Below are 14,743 nucleotides of genomic sequence, written 5' to 3'. Positions count from 1 at the left end.
GCTTGGCCTGCGCGAGCGCCCACGTGGCGGCCGCCGCGGCCCCGCCGTCGGCCAGCGACACCGACGCGCACCCGGCGAGGTAGCGGTAGCCGTGGCCGACGACGTACCGCGCCATCGCCGACCACATCAGGTTGATCACCCCGCCGGAGCGGTGGTCCGGGTGCACGCACGACCGGCCGGTCTCGACCAGGTGCGGCCGCAGCGGGGCCAGACCGTCCAGGTCGAACTCCGACTGCGAGTACAGCCGCGCCGACCGGCCGGGCGGCAGCAGCCGGTAGGTGCCGACGACCTCGCCCCCGTGCATCACGGCGAGGTGCTCGCACACGTCGTCGAACTCGTCGGCGTCCAGCCCGCTGGGGTGCGGCGCCGCGCCGAACTCGGTGGTGAACACGCGGTGCCGCAGTCGCTGGCACGCCTGGACGATGTCGGAGTCCGCCGTGATGACGGCCTCGTACTGCCTGCTGAGGGTTGCGGTCATGGGGCGATCGTGTCGCCGCGCACACCGCCTGAGCCAGGGACTTCCGGCAAGATCAGGGACAACCCGGGGAACGCCCGTACGTGCCGCCCCCGCTACTTTGGTGGGGTTGTCCCTACCTGCTTCCGGGTGCCACGGTCGCCCACGGCACGGTCAGCTCGCCGAGCCGGATCCGCCGCGGCCGGGTCAGCACCGGCCAGCCACGCGCGGCGAGCAGCCGCACGGTCTCCAGCCAGCGGGCGCGGGCGCCGAAGGCCTGGTGCGGCGCGGCGGTCGCCCAGCAGATGTCCAGTGTGGACAACAGGTCGTGGATCCGCTCGCCCGGCACGTTGCGGTGGATCAGCGCCTTCGGCAGTCGTTCGGCCAAAGTGGACGGCTGGTCGAGCGAATCCAGGTGGCAGGACAAGGAGAGCGTGCGTGGGCCGTCCGCGTCCAGGGTGACCCAGGTGGACAGTCGCCCGATCTCGTCGCAGGTGCCCTCGACGAGCAGCCCGCCAGGGGCGAGCCGGTCGAGTACCAGCTTCCAGGCACCCTCGACCTCGTCCTCCGGGTACTGCCGCAGCACGTTGAACGCGCGCACCAGGTTCGGCCGGGTCCCGGCGAGCTCGAAACCGCCCTGGCGGAAGTCCAGCGACGGGGGCCGCGCGGCGGGTTTCGCGACCGCGACGCGCTCCGGGTCGATCTCCAGCCCGAGCACCCGGACCCGCGGGTGGACCCGCCGCAGCCGCGCGGCCAGTTCGACCGTGGTCACCGGGGACGCGCCGTACCCGAGGTCCACGACGAGCGGATCCGGCGCGCGGCGCAGCGCGGCCGACACCTCGGGGGCGCCGGCCAGCCAGCGGTCGACGCGGCGCAGGCGGTTGGGGTTCGTGGTTCCTCGGGTCGGCGCGCCTACCGGGCCGCGAGCCATTCGCGGCTGAACTGGGCCTCGCGGGCCAGCAGCTTGGTCAGCTCGCCCGCGACGAAGCTCTCCAGCTTGCCGCCGACCAGCGGGATCTTGACCTTGACCTCGCCGCGGGTCTCGACGACCGAGCCGTCGCCACGGGGACGCAGCTCGGTGCGGGCGGTGATCTCGCCGGGCATCCCGCTCACCGTGGCCCGCGCCGTGCCCGTGTAGCCGTCCCCGTCGCGGGTGAAGGTGTGCTCGCGGTCGACGTAGAGGTCGCCGGGCTGCAGCTTGCGGACGATCTGCGGGAGCTTGTCCGCCTCGATGCCCTGTCGCAGCGTGTACCTGGCGCCGTTGTCGTCCGCGGAATGGCTGAGCAGGGCGCTGTTCTTGCCGCCGATCTCGGCGAGGCGGGCGGTCAGCGCCTCCTCGCTCGTCTCGGCCCGGAACACCTCGGAGACGCCGTTGGGGTACTCCGCGCGGTGCTCGATACGGGATGCCATGAGGCCAGACAGTACCGTTTGTGCTCGTGAGCCGTCTCGAAACACCGACCCAGACGACCCTGGCCGAGCACACCACCCTGCGCCTCGGCGGCCCAGCCCGCGCGTTCGTGGTGGCCGGGACCACCGACGAGCTGCTGGCCGCGGTGCGCTCGGTCGAGGGACCGGTGCTGCTGCTCGGCGGCGGGTCGAACCTCGTCGTCGGCGACGACGGCTTCCCGGGCACCGTGGTCAAGATCGCGACGAGCGGCTGGCGCATCGACGGGGACGAGGTCGAGGTCGCGGCCGGGCAGAACTGGGACGAGTTCGTCGCGGCGACCGTCGAGGCCGGGTTCGGCGGGCTGGAGTGCCTGTCCGGCATCCCCGGCTCGGTGGGCGCCACGCCGATCCAGAACGTCGGCGCCTACGGCTGCGAGGTGGCAGACCTGCTCACCTCGATCGAGTGCTACGACCGGCGCACCGGCGAGGTGCGCACGATGACCGCGGACGAGCTCGGCTTCGGCTACCGCACGAGCGTGCTCAAGGGGGAGAGCTGGGGGATTGTCCTCAGTGTCCGGTTCGCCCTGCGCGCCGACGGGCTGTCCGCGCCGATCCGCTACGCCGAACTGGCCCGCACGCTGGGCGTCGAGCAGGGCGCGCGGGTTCCGGCGGCGCAGGCGCGCGAGGCCGTGCTGAAGCTGCGGCAGGGCAAGGGCATGGTGCTCGACGCGTCCGATCACGACACGTGGAGCGCGGGCTCGTTCTTCACCAACCCGATCGTCGCGGAGATCCCGCCGGCGCTGGAGGGCGTGGAGATGCCGCGCTACCCGGCCGACGGCGGCGTGAAGCTGTCCGCGGCCTGGCTGATCGAGCGGGCCGGCTTCGGCAAGGGCCACCCGGGGCCGGGCGGGCGGGTGTCCCTGTCCACCAAGCACACCCTGGCCCTCACCAACCGCGGTTCGGCCAGCACCGCGGACCTGCTGGCGCTGGCCCGCGAGGTCCGGGACGGCGTGCACGCCCGCTTCGGCGTCACGCTGCGTCCCGAACCACTGCTGATCAACTGCTCGCTGTAGTCACTCGCGGTGGGCGCGGCTGCCGTTGAGCTGCGCGCGCGGCTTCATGACGATGGTGTCGAGGTTCACGTGCGAGGGTCGCGTGACGGCGAAGGCGATCACGTCGGCAACGTCCTCCGCGGTCAGCGGCGTGAGGCCCTGGTAGACCTTCGCGGCGCGCTCGGTGTCGCCGTCGAACCGGTTGGCGGAGAAGTCGGTCTCGACCATGCCGGGCACGATCTCGGTGATCCGCACCGGGTCGCCGAGGTGCTCCGACCGCAGCGTGCGGTGCAGGGCCGACTGCGCGTGCTTGGCTGACGTGTAGCCGGAACCGCCGTCGTAGACCTCGTGGCCGGCGATCGACGTGACGGTCACCACGTGGCCGTCACCGGAGGCGATCAGCTTCGGCAGCAACGCCTTCGTGATGCGCAGCGTGCCGAGGACGTTGACCTCCCACATCCAGCGCCAGTGGTCCTCGTCGGCCTCCTCGACGCGCTCCAGGCCGCGTGCGCCGCCCGCGTTGTTGACGAGAACGTGGCAATCTGGAACCCGCTGGACGAATGCGGCAACCGAACCGGGGTCGGTGACGTCCAGTACGTGTGCGGTTCCGGACAACTCGGCGGCCAGCTTCTCCAGGCGGTCGAGGCGGCGAGCCCCGAGCACGACGTGGAATCCGGCCTCGGCGAGGGCGCGGGCGGTCGCCTCGCCGATGCCCGCGCTGGCGCCGGTGATCACTGCGGTTCGCTTGGTCGTCATACCGCACATACTCCCAGCGGGGGACACGCCGGTAACGCGGCAGGGCCGGGCGTCGCTTTGACGTCCGGGAGAAGTACGGAGTGCGGAGGTAACAGGTGATCGAGAGGCGCACGGTGTTCAAGGCCGCGCTCGCCGCGGGCGCGGCGACCATGGCCGCGGCGTGCACCAGCGGCGGGGACGACGGCGGCGCGCAGACCGGGGGCGGGGCGACGAGCGAGGCGCCTCCTGCCGCGGTCATCACCGCCGAGCCCGCCGCGGACGCGAAGAACGTGCCCGTGCTGCAGCCCGTCACCGTCAAGGTCGCCAAGGGCACGCTCACCGAGGTCAAGCTGACCAACCCCGACGGGAAGGCCGTCGAGGGCAAGCTCAGCGACGACAAGACCACCTGGACGAGCAGCGAGACCCTCGGCTACGACAAGACCTACACCTACAACGCGACGGCCACCGGCACCGACGGCAAGCCGGTGACGCTGACCGGCAGCTTCTCGACGCTCAAGCCGGCCTCCACCGTGCGCGTCACGCTGAACCCGACCGACGACGCGACCGTCGGGGTCGCGATGCCGGTGAGCGTGAAGTTCACCAGCGCGGTGAAGAACAAGGCCGCCGTGGAGCGGGCGCTGAAGATCGAGACGTCCACCGACGTCGAAGGCTCCTGGGGCTGGCTGTCCGACCAGCAGGTGGACTGGCGGCCGAAGGAGTACTGGCCCGCCAACACCACGGTCAAGGTCGAGGCCAAGCTGTACGGCATCGACCTCGGCGGCGGGGCCTACCCGCGCGCCGACGTCACCACCGAGTTCAAGATCGGCCGCAACCAGGTCGTGAAGATCCACACCCCGGACCACAAGATGAACGTGTACCGGGGCGGGTCCTTGTACAAGAGCTACCCGTGCAGCAACGGCAAGGACTCGGACGTGAACCTGAACACACCGAACGGCACCTACATCATCATGACGAAGGAGCCGAGCGCGATCTTCGACAACGCGCGTTACGGCTACACCAACGTCAACAAGAAGTGGGCCTGCCGGTTCTCCAACCACGGTGAGTTCATCCACGAAAACCAGGACAACGCGGCCAACATCGGGCGCGCCAACACCTCGCACGGCTGCGTCAACCTGCTGGAAGCCGACGCGAAGAACTACTTCGACTCGGCCCTGATCGGCGACCCCGTGGAGATCACCGGGTCGCGGCTCGGACCGGTCGTCACCTCGGACGTGATGGACTGGCTCGTCAGCTGGAGCGCTTGGCAGGCCAAGTCCGCGCTGTGACGGTTTCGCACCGCTGGGAAGATGTCGGGGGCCCGTGGGCGTTGTCGTTCACGGGCTCCGCCCTGATGCGGAAAGAGACTGACACGGGAGTTGAACCAGGTGACGATCTCGCTGCGCGGATCACGACGGACGCAGACGATTTGGCCGCGCAGGGTCGCGGTGCTGTCGGTGCACACGTCACCCCTGGAGCAGCCCGGCACCGGTGACGCCGGTGGCATGAACGTCTACATCACGCACACCGCGGTCGAGATGGCGCGGCGCGGGATTGCCGTCGAGGTGTTCACGCGCGCGACCTCGTCCGAGCAGCCCCCGGTCGCCGAGCTGGCGCCGGGCGTGCTGGTGCGGCACATCCCGGCGGGCCCGTTCGAACCGCTCGGCCGCGACGAGCTGCCCGCGCAGCTGTGCGCGTTCACCTCGGGCGTGCTGCGCGCGGAGGCCTTCCACGAGCCCGGCTACTACGACCTGATCCACTCGCACTACTGGCTGTCCGGCCAGGTCGGGTGGCTCGCGCGGGACCGGTGGGGCGTGCCGCTGGTGCACACCGCGCACACGCTGGCGAAGGTCAAGAACGCCGCGCTCGCCGAGGGCGACAAGCCCGAGCCGCGCACCCGTGTCATCGGGGAGGAGCAGGTGGTCGCCGAGTCCGACCGGCTGGTGGCGAACACGCCGGTCGAGGCGCGGCAGCTGGTGGACCTCTACGGCGCGGCCCCGGAGCGGGTGCACACGGTCGCGCCCGGGGTGGACCTGAACCGGTTCGTGCCCGGCTCGCAGGCCGGGGCCCGGCGGCGGCTGGGGTTGCCGCGCGATGCCGTGGTGCTGGCGTTCGCCGGCCGGATCCAGCCGTTGAAGGCGCCGGACGTGCTGCTGCACGCGGCCGCGCACCTGCTCCAGCGGCAGCCGGAGCTGCGGGAGCGGCTGGTCGTCCTGGTCGTGGGTGGTCCGTCGGGCACCGGGCTGGAACAGCCGCAGGCCCTGCGTGAGCTCGCCGTGTCGCTGGGTATCCAGGACGTGGTGCGGTTCCTGCCGCCGCAGCCGGGTGAACGGCTGGCGGAGGTGTACCGCGCCGCGGACGTGGTGGCGGTGCCGAGCTACAACGAGTCGTTCGGCCTGGTCGCGCTGGAGGCGCAGGCCTGCGGGACGCCCGTGGTGGCGGCCGAGGTCGGCGGGCTGCCGGTGGCGGTCGCGCACGGCGTGTCCGGGTTGCTGGTGCCCTCGCACGCGGCGCGGGACTGGGCCGGGGCGCTGGCCAGTGTGGCGTTGCGGCCGGAGCGGCGGGCGGAGCTGGCGGAGAACGCGCTGGTGCACGCGCGGCGGTTCTCGTGGGCGCGCACCACGGACGCCCTGTTGGAGAGCTATGTGGCGGCTTCGCGGACGCTGGCCGCGCTGCACGAGGAGGTCGCCGTATGACGCTGGACAAGGTCGTCCGGGCAACACTGGACCAAGCCGGCCTGAAGTACGACCGCAAGGCCGAGGGCAAGTACTTCGTCACCCTTCCCGGCACGAAGAAGCTGCAGACCAACGCCTGGCTCATCGAACGCGACCACGCCTTCGGCGTGGAGGCGTTCGTCTGCCGCCGTCCCGACGAAAACCACGAGCAGGTCTACCGCTTCCTGCTGCGCCGCAACGCGAAGCTCTACGGCGTCCACTACACCGTGGACGCACTGGGCGACATCTACCTGGTGGGCCGTTTCGGCAAGGACGCGGTGACCGAGCCGGAACTGGACAAGATCCTCGGCCAGGTGCTGGAAGCCGCGGACGGCGACTTCAACACGATCCTCGAACTGGGCTTCGCCACAAGCATCAAGCGCGAGTGGGACTGGCGAGTCAGCCGCGGCGAAAGCCTGGCAAACCTACAAGCCTTCAAACACCTGATAGAGCCCGACAACCCCCACGACCCCGGCACCCTCACCGACGACTGACGCTGGTCCAAGCCCATCGCGCCCAGCGCCCGCCAACGCAAGAAGCTCGCACCGTGGGGGTTTGGGGGGTCGCCCCCCAAAGGCGGTGTGCGAACGCCCGCCCGGTGGCGAGCGAAGCGAGCACACCGGAGAAGCGGGCGGAGCGGCTTGAGGGAGGGGGAGTCGCGAACTCAAGCCGCCCCGCGAACGCTCCCGCCGCATCTGGACCCGGTGGCGAGGGGGAGTGCCAACGGGGCCGGCGGGGCCGCAGCCCGGCAGGGGGGAGACAGGCTGCGGTCGTACCCCGCGTCCGGCTGGGGAGTGCGTGGAATTCCAGCCGAGCGGGACGTAAGCCAACTTGTCAGATGTCCACCAGTAATCACAAGACTACTGGTTACTCCGTTCGAGTGATTCTCACTGTCTGTGTTAACGGTATGCAGCAAGTGTCACTTTCCCTGACCGTTGTTCAACAGATCAATGAGTGGTTTAGCGGTTCTCTACCGTGGCGCAGGACACTGTCCGTAGAAAGCCTCGGGCGTCATCCGGTCGCTCGCCGTGTTCTGGCAGGCTAGCGGGTATGGCCGAACTTGGGACGCTGGTGCTGCTCCGCCACGGGCAGAGCACCTGGAACGCCGAGAACCTGTTCACCGGCTGGGTCGACGTGCCCCTGTCCGAGCTCGGGCAGCAGGAGGCCCGCAAGGGCGGCGAGCTGCTCGCGGAGAGCGGGCTGCTGCCCGACGTCGTCCACACGTCGCTGCTGCGCCGCGCGATCTCGACCGCGAACATCGCGCTCGACGTCGCCGACCGGCACTGGATCCCGGTGCGCCGCGACTGGCGCCTCAACGAGCGGCACTACGGCGCGCTCCAGGGCAAGAACAAGAAGCAGGTCCGGGACGAGTTCGGCGAGGAGCAGTTCATGCTCTGGCGCCGCTCCTACGACGTGCCGCCGCCGCCGATCGAGCGCGGCAGCGAGTTCAGCCAGGACACCGACGTCCGCTACGGCCCGGACGCGCCGCTGACGGAGTGCCTGAAGGACGTCGTCGCGCGGCTGCTGCCGTACTGGGACTCGGCGATCGTGCCGGACCTGCGTGCGGGCAAGACGGTGCTGGTCGCCGCGCACGGCAACTCGCTGCGCGCTCTGGTCAAGCACCTGGACGGCATTTCCGACGACGCCATCGCGGGCCTGAACATCCCGACCGGGATCCCGCTGCGCTACGACCTGGACGAGAACCTGAAGCCGGTCAACCCGGGCGGCACCTACCTCGACCCGGAGGCCGCGGCCGAGGCCGCCGCCGCGGTCGCCAACCAGGGCCGCTGACGCCAGTCCGCCGAAACGCCGGCTCCCCTGGAGGAGCCGGCGTTTTCGCGTTCAGCGCCCGATCCGGCGCTGGGCGAACTCGGCCGCCGTTCGCGCCACTCGGCGTGCCTGATCGCCCTTGCCGCGCCGGTGCAGCACGAGCACGACCGCGAGGACGACGAGCGCGAGCGCCATGACCACGGCCGCGATCAACGCGAACCGGACCAGCAGCACGGTGAGCACGGTTTCCACAGCCACCCTCCTTTATATCCCAACTGTGATAAATAGAAGTTAGCACACCTGTGATACAAAGGCCAGGTGCCGAAGATCGTGGACCCGGAGAGCAGGCGGGCGGAAGTTGCCGACGCGCTGTTCCGGCTGGCCGTGCGCGAGGGGCTGCACCGGGTGTCGCTGCGGACGGTGGCGGCCGAAGCGGGCCTGAACGTCGGCTCCGTCCGGCACTACTTCGACGGCCAGGCCGAGCTGATGCGCTTCGCGATGCGGACCGTCATCGACCGGGTGTCCGCCCGGCTGACCGAGAAGGTCGAGGCTCTCGGCGACGTCGGCGGGCTGTCCCCGGCCGAGCGCCGCGCGGCGCGCACCGAACTGCTGGCCGAACTGCTGCCGCTCGACGACGTCCGGCGGGCCGAGGTGACCGTGTTCCTCGAGTTCGCGGTCGCCTCACGCACCGACGAGCGGCTGGCGGACCTGGCACGCGAGGCGGCGTCCGGGACGCGGGCGCTGGTCGGGCGCGTCCTCGCCGCGCTGGACCTCGACGATCCGGACACCGAGGTGCGACGGCTCACGGCGCTGATCGACGGCCTGAGCCTGAACGGGGTCCTGCACCCGGACCTGTGGTCGCCGGCCGAGGCGCTGTCGGCGCTGCGGACCCACCTCGACGCGCTAGACCAGTCCTAGCTGCCGGGCCCGCACCCCGGCCTGGAAACGGGACGTCGCGCCCAGCGCGTCCATCAGCTCGGCCACCCGCCTCCGGTAGGTGCGCACGCTCAGGCCCAGCGCTCGCGCGGCCGTCTCGTCCTTGCTGCCCGCGGCGAGCTCGTCGAGTATCCGCGGCGCCAGCGCCCTGACCTCGGCGAACTCCGTCTCGTAGATCGCCAGCTCGGTGCCCGCCCGCCAGGCCGCGTTGAACAGGCTCGTCACGCTGCCGATCACCTCGGGGTTGGTGACGACCGTGTAGCCGCGCTCGCCGCTCGCCGCGTCGCCCGCCAGGATCGCCACCTTCCGGTCCAGCACGATCGTCTCGTTGATCTCGTCCAGCGTGATCCGGATCTTCGCGCCCAGCCGCTCCCGCTCGCGCAGGTGCGCCACCCCGCCCGGCTGCAGTAGCGACGCCGGGCGGTACAGCTTCCGCACGGTCCGGCCGGTCATGTCCTGCTGCCTGCTGTGCGGCACCTGGTGCGCCGCCGCCCACGTGTGCAGGTCGTTCGCGGCGCAGAAGATCTCCTGGGCCGACGCGAACAGGTGGGCCGTCCGCGCGAACAACTCGGCCTCACCCCGCACCAGCACGTCCATGACAACCAGTGTGGCAGCAAGTTGCCAAGCGGCGGCGCGTCCGCGAGCGCCGGACCAACCTGGAGCCATGACCGAAACGATCAACGCCGGCGCGGCAGGCACCTGGCAGCTCGGCGACCTCACCGTGAACCGCATGGGCTACGGCGCCATGCGGCTGGCCATCTCCGGCGGCGGGAAGCTCGACCGCGACCAGGCCATCGCCGTCCTGCGCCGGGCCGTGGAGCTGGGCGTCAACCACATCGACACGGCCGCCTTCTACTTCTCCCCGCTGCGCTCGGCCAACGAGCTGATCAGCACCGCGCTCAACCCCTACCCGGACGACCTGGTGATCACCACCAAGGTCGGCCCCGGCCGCGGGCTCGACGGCTCGTTCCTGCCGGAGGCGACCCCGGAGCAGCTGCGGCTGCAGGTGGAGGAGAACATCCGGCAGCTCGGCCGGGACCACCTCGACGTCGTCAACCTGCGCATCGGCAGCACCCTGGACCGCGGCGCCGGCTCGCTCGCCGACCGGTTCGGCGCGCTCGCCGAACTCCGGCAGGAGGGCCTGATCCGGCACCTGGGCATCTCCAACGTCGGCCCGGAGCACCTCGCCGAGGCCCAGGCCATCGCGCCGGTGGTGTGCGTGCAGAACCAGTACGGCCTCACCGCCCGGCGTGAGGACGACGACTTCGTCCGCCTGTGCGCCGACCAAAAGGTCGCGTTCGTTCCGTTCTTCGCCATCGCCAGCGGGGCGGAGGACGAGACCGTCATCGCGATCGCGCGGGACCACGGCGTCAGCCCGGCGCAGGTCCGCCTCGCCTGGACCCTCCACCAGGGACCCAACGTGCTCGCCATCCCGGGCACCGGCAGCGTCGGGCACCTGGAGGAGAACATCGCGGCGGCTTCGCTGCGGCTGTCCGAAGAGGAACTCGCGCGGCTCGACGGGGTGAATGGTCACGAGCCGGGTCGAGGTGAGTAAACGCAGGTTGAACCGGTTGCGAACACGCGTTGTGAAGGTGTCACAGCCATCACGAGAAGGCAGCCAGTACTAGGCCAAACGGCCACCTCCATGCTTACGATTCACCCGTGAGTGCGCCCGGTGCGGTCCTGCTGGCCGTCGGCTGTCTGCTGGTCGGCCTGATCGCCGGTCTCCTCGTTCCGCGGCTCAAGCGCAGGCGGGCTCAGCGGCGGCCGTCCGGCCCCACCGTCGCCGAACTGCTGCTCAGGCTGGTGCGCTCGTCCAACAACGGGATCCTGGTGCTGAACCGCTTCGGCGACCTGGTGCTGTTCAACCGCCGCGCCGAGGCGCTCGGACTGGTCCAGGCCAATCGCGCCGACCCGCGCGCGCGGGTCGCGGCCGAGCAGGTCGAGGAGACCGGCGACCCGATGGAGATCGACCTGTCGCCGCTGGAGGCCCGCGGCCGCCAGCCGGAGGCCGTGGTCGCCGAGATCCGCCCGCTCGGCGAGGGGTTCACCGTCGTCGAGGCGGTCGACCACTCCGAGGCCGCCCGGCTGGAGGCCGTCCGGCGGGACTTCGTCGCGAACGTCAGCCACGAGCTGAAGACCCCGGTCGGCGCGATCGCGCTGCTCGCGGAGGCGGTGCTGGACGCGGCGGAAGACGTGGAGGAGGTGCGCCGCTTCGGCGGCAAGATCCTGCACGAGTCGACCCGGCTGGGCACGCTCGTGAGCGAGCTCATCGCGCTGTCCCGGCTGCAGGGCGCCGAGCGGCTGCCCGACCTGAACGTGGTCGAGGTGGACGCCGTCGTGCGGGAGGCGCTGGGCCGCACCCGCCTGTCCGCGGAGTCCCGCGAAATCGAGATCACCACCGACGAGCCGAGCGGCCTGCTCGTCGAGGGCGACCGGACGCTGCTGGTCACGGCGTTGTCGAACCTGCTCGACAACGCCGTGAACTACTCGCCGCAGGGCAGCCCGGTGTCGATCAGCAGGCGCCTGTCCGGCGGCATGGTCGAGATCGCGGTCACCGACCGCGGCATCGGCATCGCCGAGGAGGACCAGCAGCGCGTCTTCGAACGCTTCTACCGCGCGGACAAGGCGCGCTCGCGCGCCACCGGTGGCACCGGCCTCGGGCTGGCCATCGTCAAGCACGTCGCCGCCAACCACGGCGGCGAGGTCAAGCTGTGGAGCATGCCGGGCACGGGATCGACGTTCACGCTGCGGATCCCGATGCACCAGTCCGGGCGCAACGGGGACGGAACCCCCGCGGCCCCGGACGACCAGACCCCCGCGCAGCTGTCGCGGCTCGTCGTGACCGCCGCCAAGGACGGCCGGAACCAGGGAGGAAAGTAGTGACGAGAGTGCTCATCGTCGAGGACGAGGAGTCCTTCGCCGACCCGTTGGCCTTCCTGTTGCGCAAGGAGGGGTTCACGGCGGCGGTCGCCACCAACGGCCAGCAGGCCCTGGACGAGTTCGACCGCAACGGCGCCGACATCGTCCTGCTCGACCTGATGCTGCCCGGCATGAGCGGCACCGACGTGTGCAAGCAGCTGCGCCAGCGCTCGGCGGTGCCGGTGATCATGGTGACCGCGCGGGACAGCGAGATCGACAAGGTCGTGGGCCTGGAGCTGGGCGCGGACGACTACGTGACCAAGCCGTACTCGGCGCGCGAGCTGATCGCCCGCATCCGCGCGGTGCTCCGCCGCGGCGGCGAGACCGGCGGGGACGGGGAGCTGGCGCCGCTGGTGCTCGCGGCCGGCCCGGTGCGGATGGACGTGGAACGGCACGTGGTCACCGTCGACGGCGGCGAGGTGTCGCTGCCGCTCAAGGAGTTCGACCTGCTCGAGTACCTGCTGCGCAACGTCGGCCGGGTGCTCACCCGCGGTCAGCTGATCGACCGGGTGTGGGGCGCGGACTACGTCGGCGACACCAAGACGCTGGACGTCCACGTCAAGCGCCTGCGGTCGAAGATCGAGCCGGACCCGGGCTCGCCGCGGCACCTGGTCACCGTCCGCGGCCTGGGGTACAAGTTCGAGTCCTGACAAGCAGAGGTGGCCTATCCGGCACTTTGCGGCCGCACACGGTGCGGACCGGTACCGTAGGGCTTTGTGCGCCTAGGGGTCCTCGACGTCGGTTCCAACACCGTCCACCTGCTCGTGGTGGACGCGCACCGTGGCGCCCACCCGACGCCGATGCACTCCGAGAAGACCGTGCTGCGGCTGGCCGAGCAGATCACCAAGAACAACCACCTCTCCAAGCAGGGCGCGCAGGCGCTGGTCGAGGCCATCGAGAACGCGAAGGTCTCCGCGGCCAAGCTCGGGTGCGAGGAGCTGATGGCGTTCGCCACCTCGGCGGTGCGCGAGGCCGACAACAGCTCCGACGTGCTGCGGAAGGTCGCGGACGAGACCGGTGTCGAGCTGAACGTGCTGTCCGGTGTTGACGAAGCGCGGTTGACTTTCCTCGCGGTGCGCCGGTGGTTCGGCTGGTCGGCCGGTCAGTTGCTGGTGCTCGACATCGGGGGCGGTTCGCTGGAAGTCGCGATGGGGATCGACGAGGAGCCGGCGCTCGCGGAGTCGCTGCCGCTCGGCGCGGGCCGCATCACCCGCACCCGGTTCGCCCACGACCCGCCGACCCGGTCCGAGCTGGTCTCGACGTCGGCGTGGCTGGAGGACCAGCTGGCTCCGCTGGCGAAGCGGGTCGCCAAGCTCGGTGTGCCGGACCGCGTGGTGGCCACCTCGAAGACCTTCCGGTCCCTGGCCAGGCTGACCGGGGCGGCTCCCTCCGCAGCCGGTCCGCGGGTACGCCGTACCCTGTCCCAGACCGCACTGCGGCAGCTCATCGCGTTCATCTCCCGGATGGAGGCGGCCGACCTCGCCGAGCTGGAAGGGGTCAGCGCGAGCCGCGCGCACCAGCTGGCCGGTGGGGCGCTGGTGGCGCAGGCCGCGATGCGGGCGCTGTCGCTGGAAGAACTGGAGATCTGTCCCTGGGCGCTGCGAGAGGGCGTCATCCTGCGGCGACTTGATCACTCCAACGGTGACGAGGCGACTGTTCGCCGCGGCAGAACCACCGGTGACAGCAACCGGCTGGACCTCGGTGAGCTCGATCAGGCACGGTGAAAGGCGGAAGGATGCGTAAGGCGGTGGTGGGCGTGTGCGGTACACGAGCCCGCGTCTTGTGGCCCTACGCGCTGTTTGGGATGACACGATGAGCCGAGAGAGCCGAGAAGACCGCTCGCAGAAGACCGTCGCCGAGTTGCTCGCCCTGCACGGCGGCAACATCGAGGGCAGGCGGCGCCGCCGGCGTGCGGCCGACGACGACGCGCCGGAGGAGAACGAGGGCCCCCGCCGCGCCCAGGACCCGACGGAGACCGGCCCGCAGGCGATCATCGACCGGGTCCGCGCCAACGGCGCGGGACCCAACGGTGCTCAGCCCGGGCGCAACGGCGGCCGTCGTGCCATGCCCGACTCGCCCGGCCGCCAGGACTCGGGCGGGTTCCGCCGTCCCGAGCAGGGCCCGCCTGCGCCGCCCGGTCAGCAGGTTCCGCCTGGTCACGCCGGTCCGCCCGCGCCGCCCGTCCCGCCCGGTCAGCCCGTCCCGCCCGGCCAGCAGAGTTCCGCGGCGATGCCGCGACCGGTCCTGCCGGAGAACCCCGGTCAGCCCGTGCCGCCCGGACAACAGAGCTCCGCGGCCCTGCCGCGGCCGGTGACGCCCGAGCCGCCCGCCCCCGGCCAGCCCGTTCCGCCTGGTCAGCCCGTTCCGCCTGGTCAGCAGAGCTCGGCCGCCCTGCCGCGACCGGTCACCCCGGAGCCTCCCGGCGCCCCGCCGCGCCGCGGTCAGCAGGACTCGGGCGGGTTCGCGCGCCCGAACACCGGCGCGCTGCCGCCCCCGCCGCAGGACTCGATGCCGCTGCGGCGACCGCACCCGCAGGACTCCGGTTTCGTGCGCCGCCCGCCCCAGGAGTCGGGGGCGTTGCCGCTGCCCCCGCAGGAGTCCGGCGCGCTGCCCGTGCCGCCCGCGGAGGCCGTGCCGCCGCCGCTGCGCCGCCGTCCGCCGGGCGAGGAGACCAGCACCGGGCTGGCCGCCCGCCTGGACGGTCTCGACGCCCCGGTCGACCCGGACGCGCCGCCTGCCGGGGGCCGCGCCACCGGCACGTTCCCGCCGCCGCGCCG

The 14,743-nt window shown here is 71.5% G+C and carries 16 protein-coding genes and 1 pseudogene; 11 read left to right on the top strand and 6 right to left on the bottom strand.

The window, feature by feature from the left end; all coding sequences use genetic code 11:
- The 3 genes from ABZ193_RS40460 to ABZ193_RS40450 form a co-directional block, all read right to left on the bottom strand.
- Positions 1-478: GNAT family N-acetyltransferase (locus ABZ193_RS40460; RefSeq protein ID WP_354714018.1), on the bottom strand; the 478-nt coding region annotated here is incomplete at its 3' end.
- A 112-nt stretch (positions 479-590) separates the two neighbouring features.
- The gene (locus ABZ193_RS40455) at positions 591-1,385 is read right to left on the bottom strand and encodes a class I SAM-dependent methyltransferase (RefSeq protein WP_237336252.1); all 795 of its coding nucleotides are present in this window, start codon (positions 1,383-1,385) and stop codon (positions 591-593) included.
- Positions 1,367-1,864 (bottom strand): DUF2505 domain-containing protein, encoded by a 498-nt coding sequence (locus tag ABZ193_RS40450; RefSeq protein WP_237336251.1) that lies wholly within the window; start codon positions 1,862-1,864, stop codon positions 1,367-1,369. Before ABZ193_RS40450 ends, ABZ193_RS40455 begins: the two co-directional genes overlap by 19 nt.
- A 26-nt stretch (positions 1,865-1,890) precedes the next feature.
- Between ABZ193_RS40450 and ABZ193_RS40445 the strand changes: the two genes are divergently transcribed.
- Positions 1,891-2,913: a UDP-N-acetylmuramate dehydrogenase gene (locus tag ABZ193_RS40445; protein WP_027936101.1), complete on the top strand. Its 1,023-nt coding sequence runs from the start codon at positions 1,891-1,893 to the stop codon at positions 2,911-2,913.
- Here ABZ193_RS40445 and ABZ193_RS40440 read toward each other — a convergent pair whose 3' ends face one another.
- On the bottom strand, positions 2,914-3,648 hold the full coding sequence (locus ABZ193_RS40440; protein WP_237336250.1) for an SDR family oxidoreductase: 735 nt from the start codon (positions 3,646-3,648) through the stop codon (positions 2,914-2,916).
- Positions 3,649-3,743: 95 nt separating this feature from the next.
- Here ABZ193_RS40440 and ABZ193_RS40435 point away from each other — a divergent pair, with 95 nt between their 5' ends.
- The 4 genes from ABZ193_RS40435 to ABZ193_RS40420 all read left to right on the top strand — a co-directional run bounded on the left by ABZ193_RS40435 (position 3,744) and on the right by ABZ193_RS40420 (position 8,129).
- Complete coding sequence (locus ABZ193_RS40435) at positions 3,744-4,913, top strand: Ig-like domain-containing protein (protein WP_237336249.1); 1,170 nt, start codon at positions 3,744-3,746, stop codon at positions 4,911-4,913.
- Positions 4,914-5,024: 111 nt separating this feature from the next.
- Entirely contained in the window at positions 5,025-6,320 is a 1,296-nt protein-coding gene (gene mshA / locus ABZ193_RS40430) for a D-inositol-3-phosphate glycosyltransferase (RefSeq protein WP_237336281.1), read from the top strand.
- Positions 6,317-6,832, top strand: coding sequence for a YbjN domain-containing protein (locus ABZ193_RS40425; RefSeq protein WP_354714015.1), 516 nt, complete (start codon positions 6,317-6,319; stop codon positions 6,830-6,832). The genes mshA and ABZ193_RS40425 overlap by 4 nt, the downstream gene beginning before the upstream one ends.
- Positions 6,833-7,388: 556 nt before the next feature.
- A complete protein-coding gene (locus ABZ193_RS40420) occupies positions 7,389-8,129 on the top strand; it encodes a phosphoglyceromutase (RefSeq protein WP_027936103.1) in 741 nt (246 codons plus the stop codon).
- A gap of 51 nt (positions 8,130-8,180) precedes the next feature.
- Here ABZ193_RS40420 and ABZ193_RS40415 read toward each other — a convergent pair whose 3' ends face one another.
- Complete coding sequence (locus tag ABZ193_RS40415; protein WP_354714013.1) at positions 8,181-8,360, bottom strand: hypothetical protein; 180 nt, start codon at positions 8,358-8,360, stop codon at positions 8,181-8,183.
- A gap of 66 nt (positions 8,361-8,426) precedes the next feature.
- Here ABZ193_RS40415 and ABZ193_RS40410 point away from each other — a divergent pair, with 66 nt between their 5' ends.
- Complete coding sequence (locus ABZ193_RS40410; protein ID WP_237336246.1) at positions 8,427-9,026, top strand: TetR family transcriptional regulator C-terminal domain-containing protein; 600 nt, start codon at positions 8,427-8,429, stop codon at positions 9,024-9,026.
- On the opposite strand, the gene ABZ193_RS40405 is transcribed toward ABZ193_RS40410, so the two are convergent.
- Entirely contained in the window at positions 9,012-9,641 is a 630-nt protein-coding gene (locus tag ABZ193_RS40405; protein WP_354714011.1) for a DNA-binding response regulator, read from the bottom strand. The genes ABZ193_RS40410 and ABZ193_RS40405 overlap by 15 nt on opposite strands.
- A gap of 67 nt (positions 9,642-9,708) precedes the next feature.
- Between ABZ193_RS40405 and ABZ193_RS40400 the strand changes: the two genes are divergently transcribed.
- From ABZ193_RS40400 to ABZ193_RS40380, 5 genes and pseudogenes are all read left to right on the top strand, one after another.
- Positions 9,709-10,599, top strand: a complete 891-nt coding sequence (locus ABZ193_RS40400; protein ID WP_354714009.1) for an oxidoreductase — start codon at positions 9,709-9,711, stop codon at positions 10,597-10,599.
- Positions 10,600-10,706: 107 nt separating this feature from the next.
- Positions 10,707-11,927, top strand: a complete 1,221-nt coding sequence (locus ABZ193_RS40395) for an ATP-binding protein (protein WP_354714007.1) — start codon at positions 10,707-10,709, stop codon at positions 11,925-11,927.
- Complete coding sequence (locus ABZ193_RS40390) at positions 11,927-12,616, top strand: response regulator transcription factor (RefSeq protein ID WP_026153724.1); 690 nt, start codon at positions 11,927-11,929, stop codon at positions 12,614-12,616. Before ABZ193_RS40395 ends, ABZ193_RS40390 begins: the two co-directional genes overlap by 1 nt.
- 66 nt (positions 12,617-12,682) lie before the next feature.
- On the top strand, positions 12,683-13,690 hold the full coding sequence (locus ABZ193_RS40385; protein ID WP_020419583.1) for a Ppx/GppA phosphatase family protein: 1,008 nt from the start codon (positions 12,683-12,685) through the stop codon (positions 13,688-13,690).
- Between the two features lie 88 nt (positions 13,691-13,778).
- Positions 13,779-14,743: pseudogene (locus ABZ193_RS40380) on the top strand (hypothetical protein); the annotation flags it as partial.

It is taken from the genome of Amycolatopsis sp. NPDC006125, from assembly GCF_040614195.1.
GTDB classification, from domain to species: Bacteria; Actinomycetota; Actinomycetes; order Mycobacteriales; family Pseudonocardiaceae; genus Amycolatopsis_E; species Amycolatopsis_E tucumanensis.
Note: the sequence above shows the minus strand (reverse complement) of the source record. Positions and strands in the feature narration are given on the sequence as shown.

Bases quoted from the DNA above. Each gene is read 5' to 3' on its own strand.
- ABZ193_RS40440 (WP_237336250.1), bottom strand. From the start codon at position 3,648: ATGACGACCAAGCGAACCGCAGTGATCACCGGCGCCAGCGCGGGCATC.
- ABZ193_RS40450 (WP_237336251.1), bottom strand. From the start codon at position 1,864: ATGGCATCCCGTATCGAGCACCGCGCGGAGTACCCCAACGGCGTCTCC.
- ABZ193_RS40455 (WP_237336252.1), bottom strand. From the start codon at position 1,385: ATGGCTCGCGGCCCGGTAGGCGCGCCGACCCGAGGAACCACGAACCCC.
- ABZ193_RS40425 (WP_354714015.1), top strand. From the start codon at position 6,317: ATGACGCTGGACAAGGTCGTCCGGGCAACACTGGACCAAGCCGGCCTG.
- ABZ193_RS40405 (WP_354714011.1), bottom strand. From the start codon at position 9,641: ATGGACGTGCTGGTGCGGGGTGAGGCCGAGTTGTTCGCGCGGACGGCC.
- ABZ193_RS40400 (WP_354714009.1), top strand. From the start codon at position 9,709: ATGACCGAAACGATCAACGCCGGCGCGGCAGGCACCTGGCAGCTCGGC.
- ABZ193_RS40420 (WP_027936103.1), top strand. From the start codon at position 7,389: ATGGCCGAACTTGGGACGCTGGTGCTGCTCCGCCACGGGCAGAGCACC.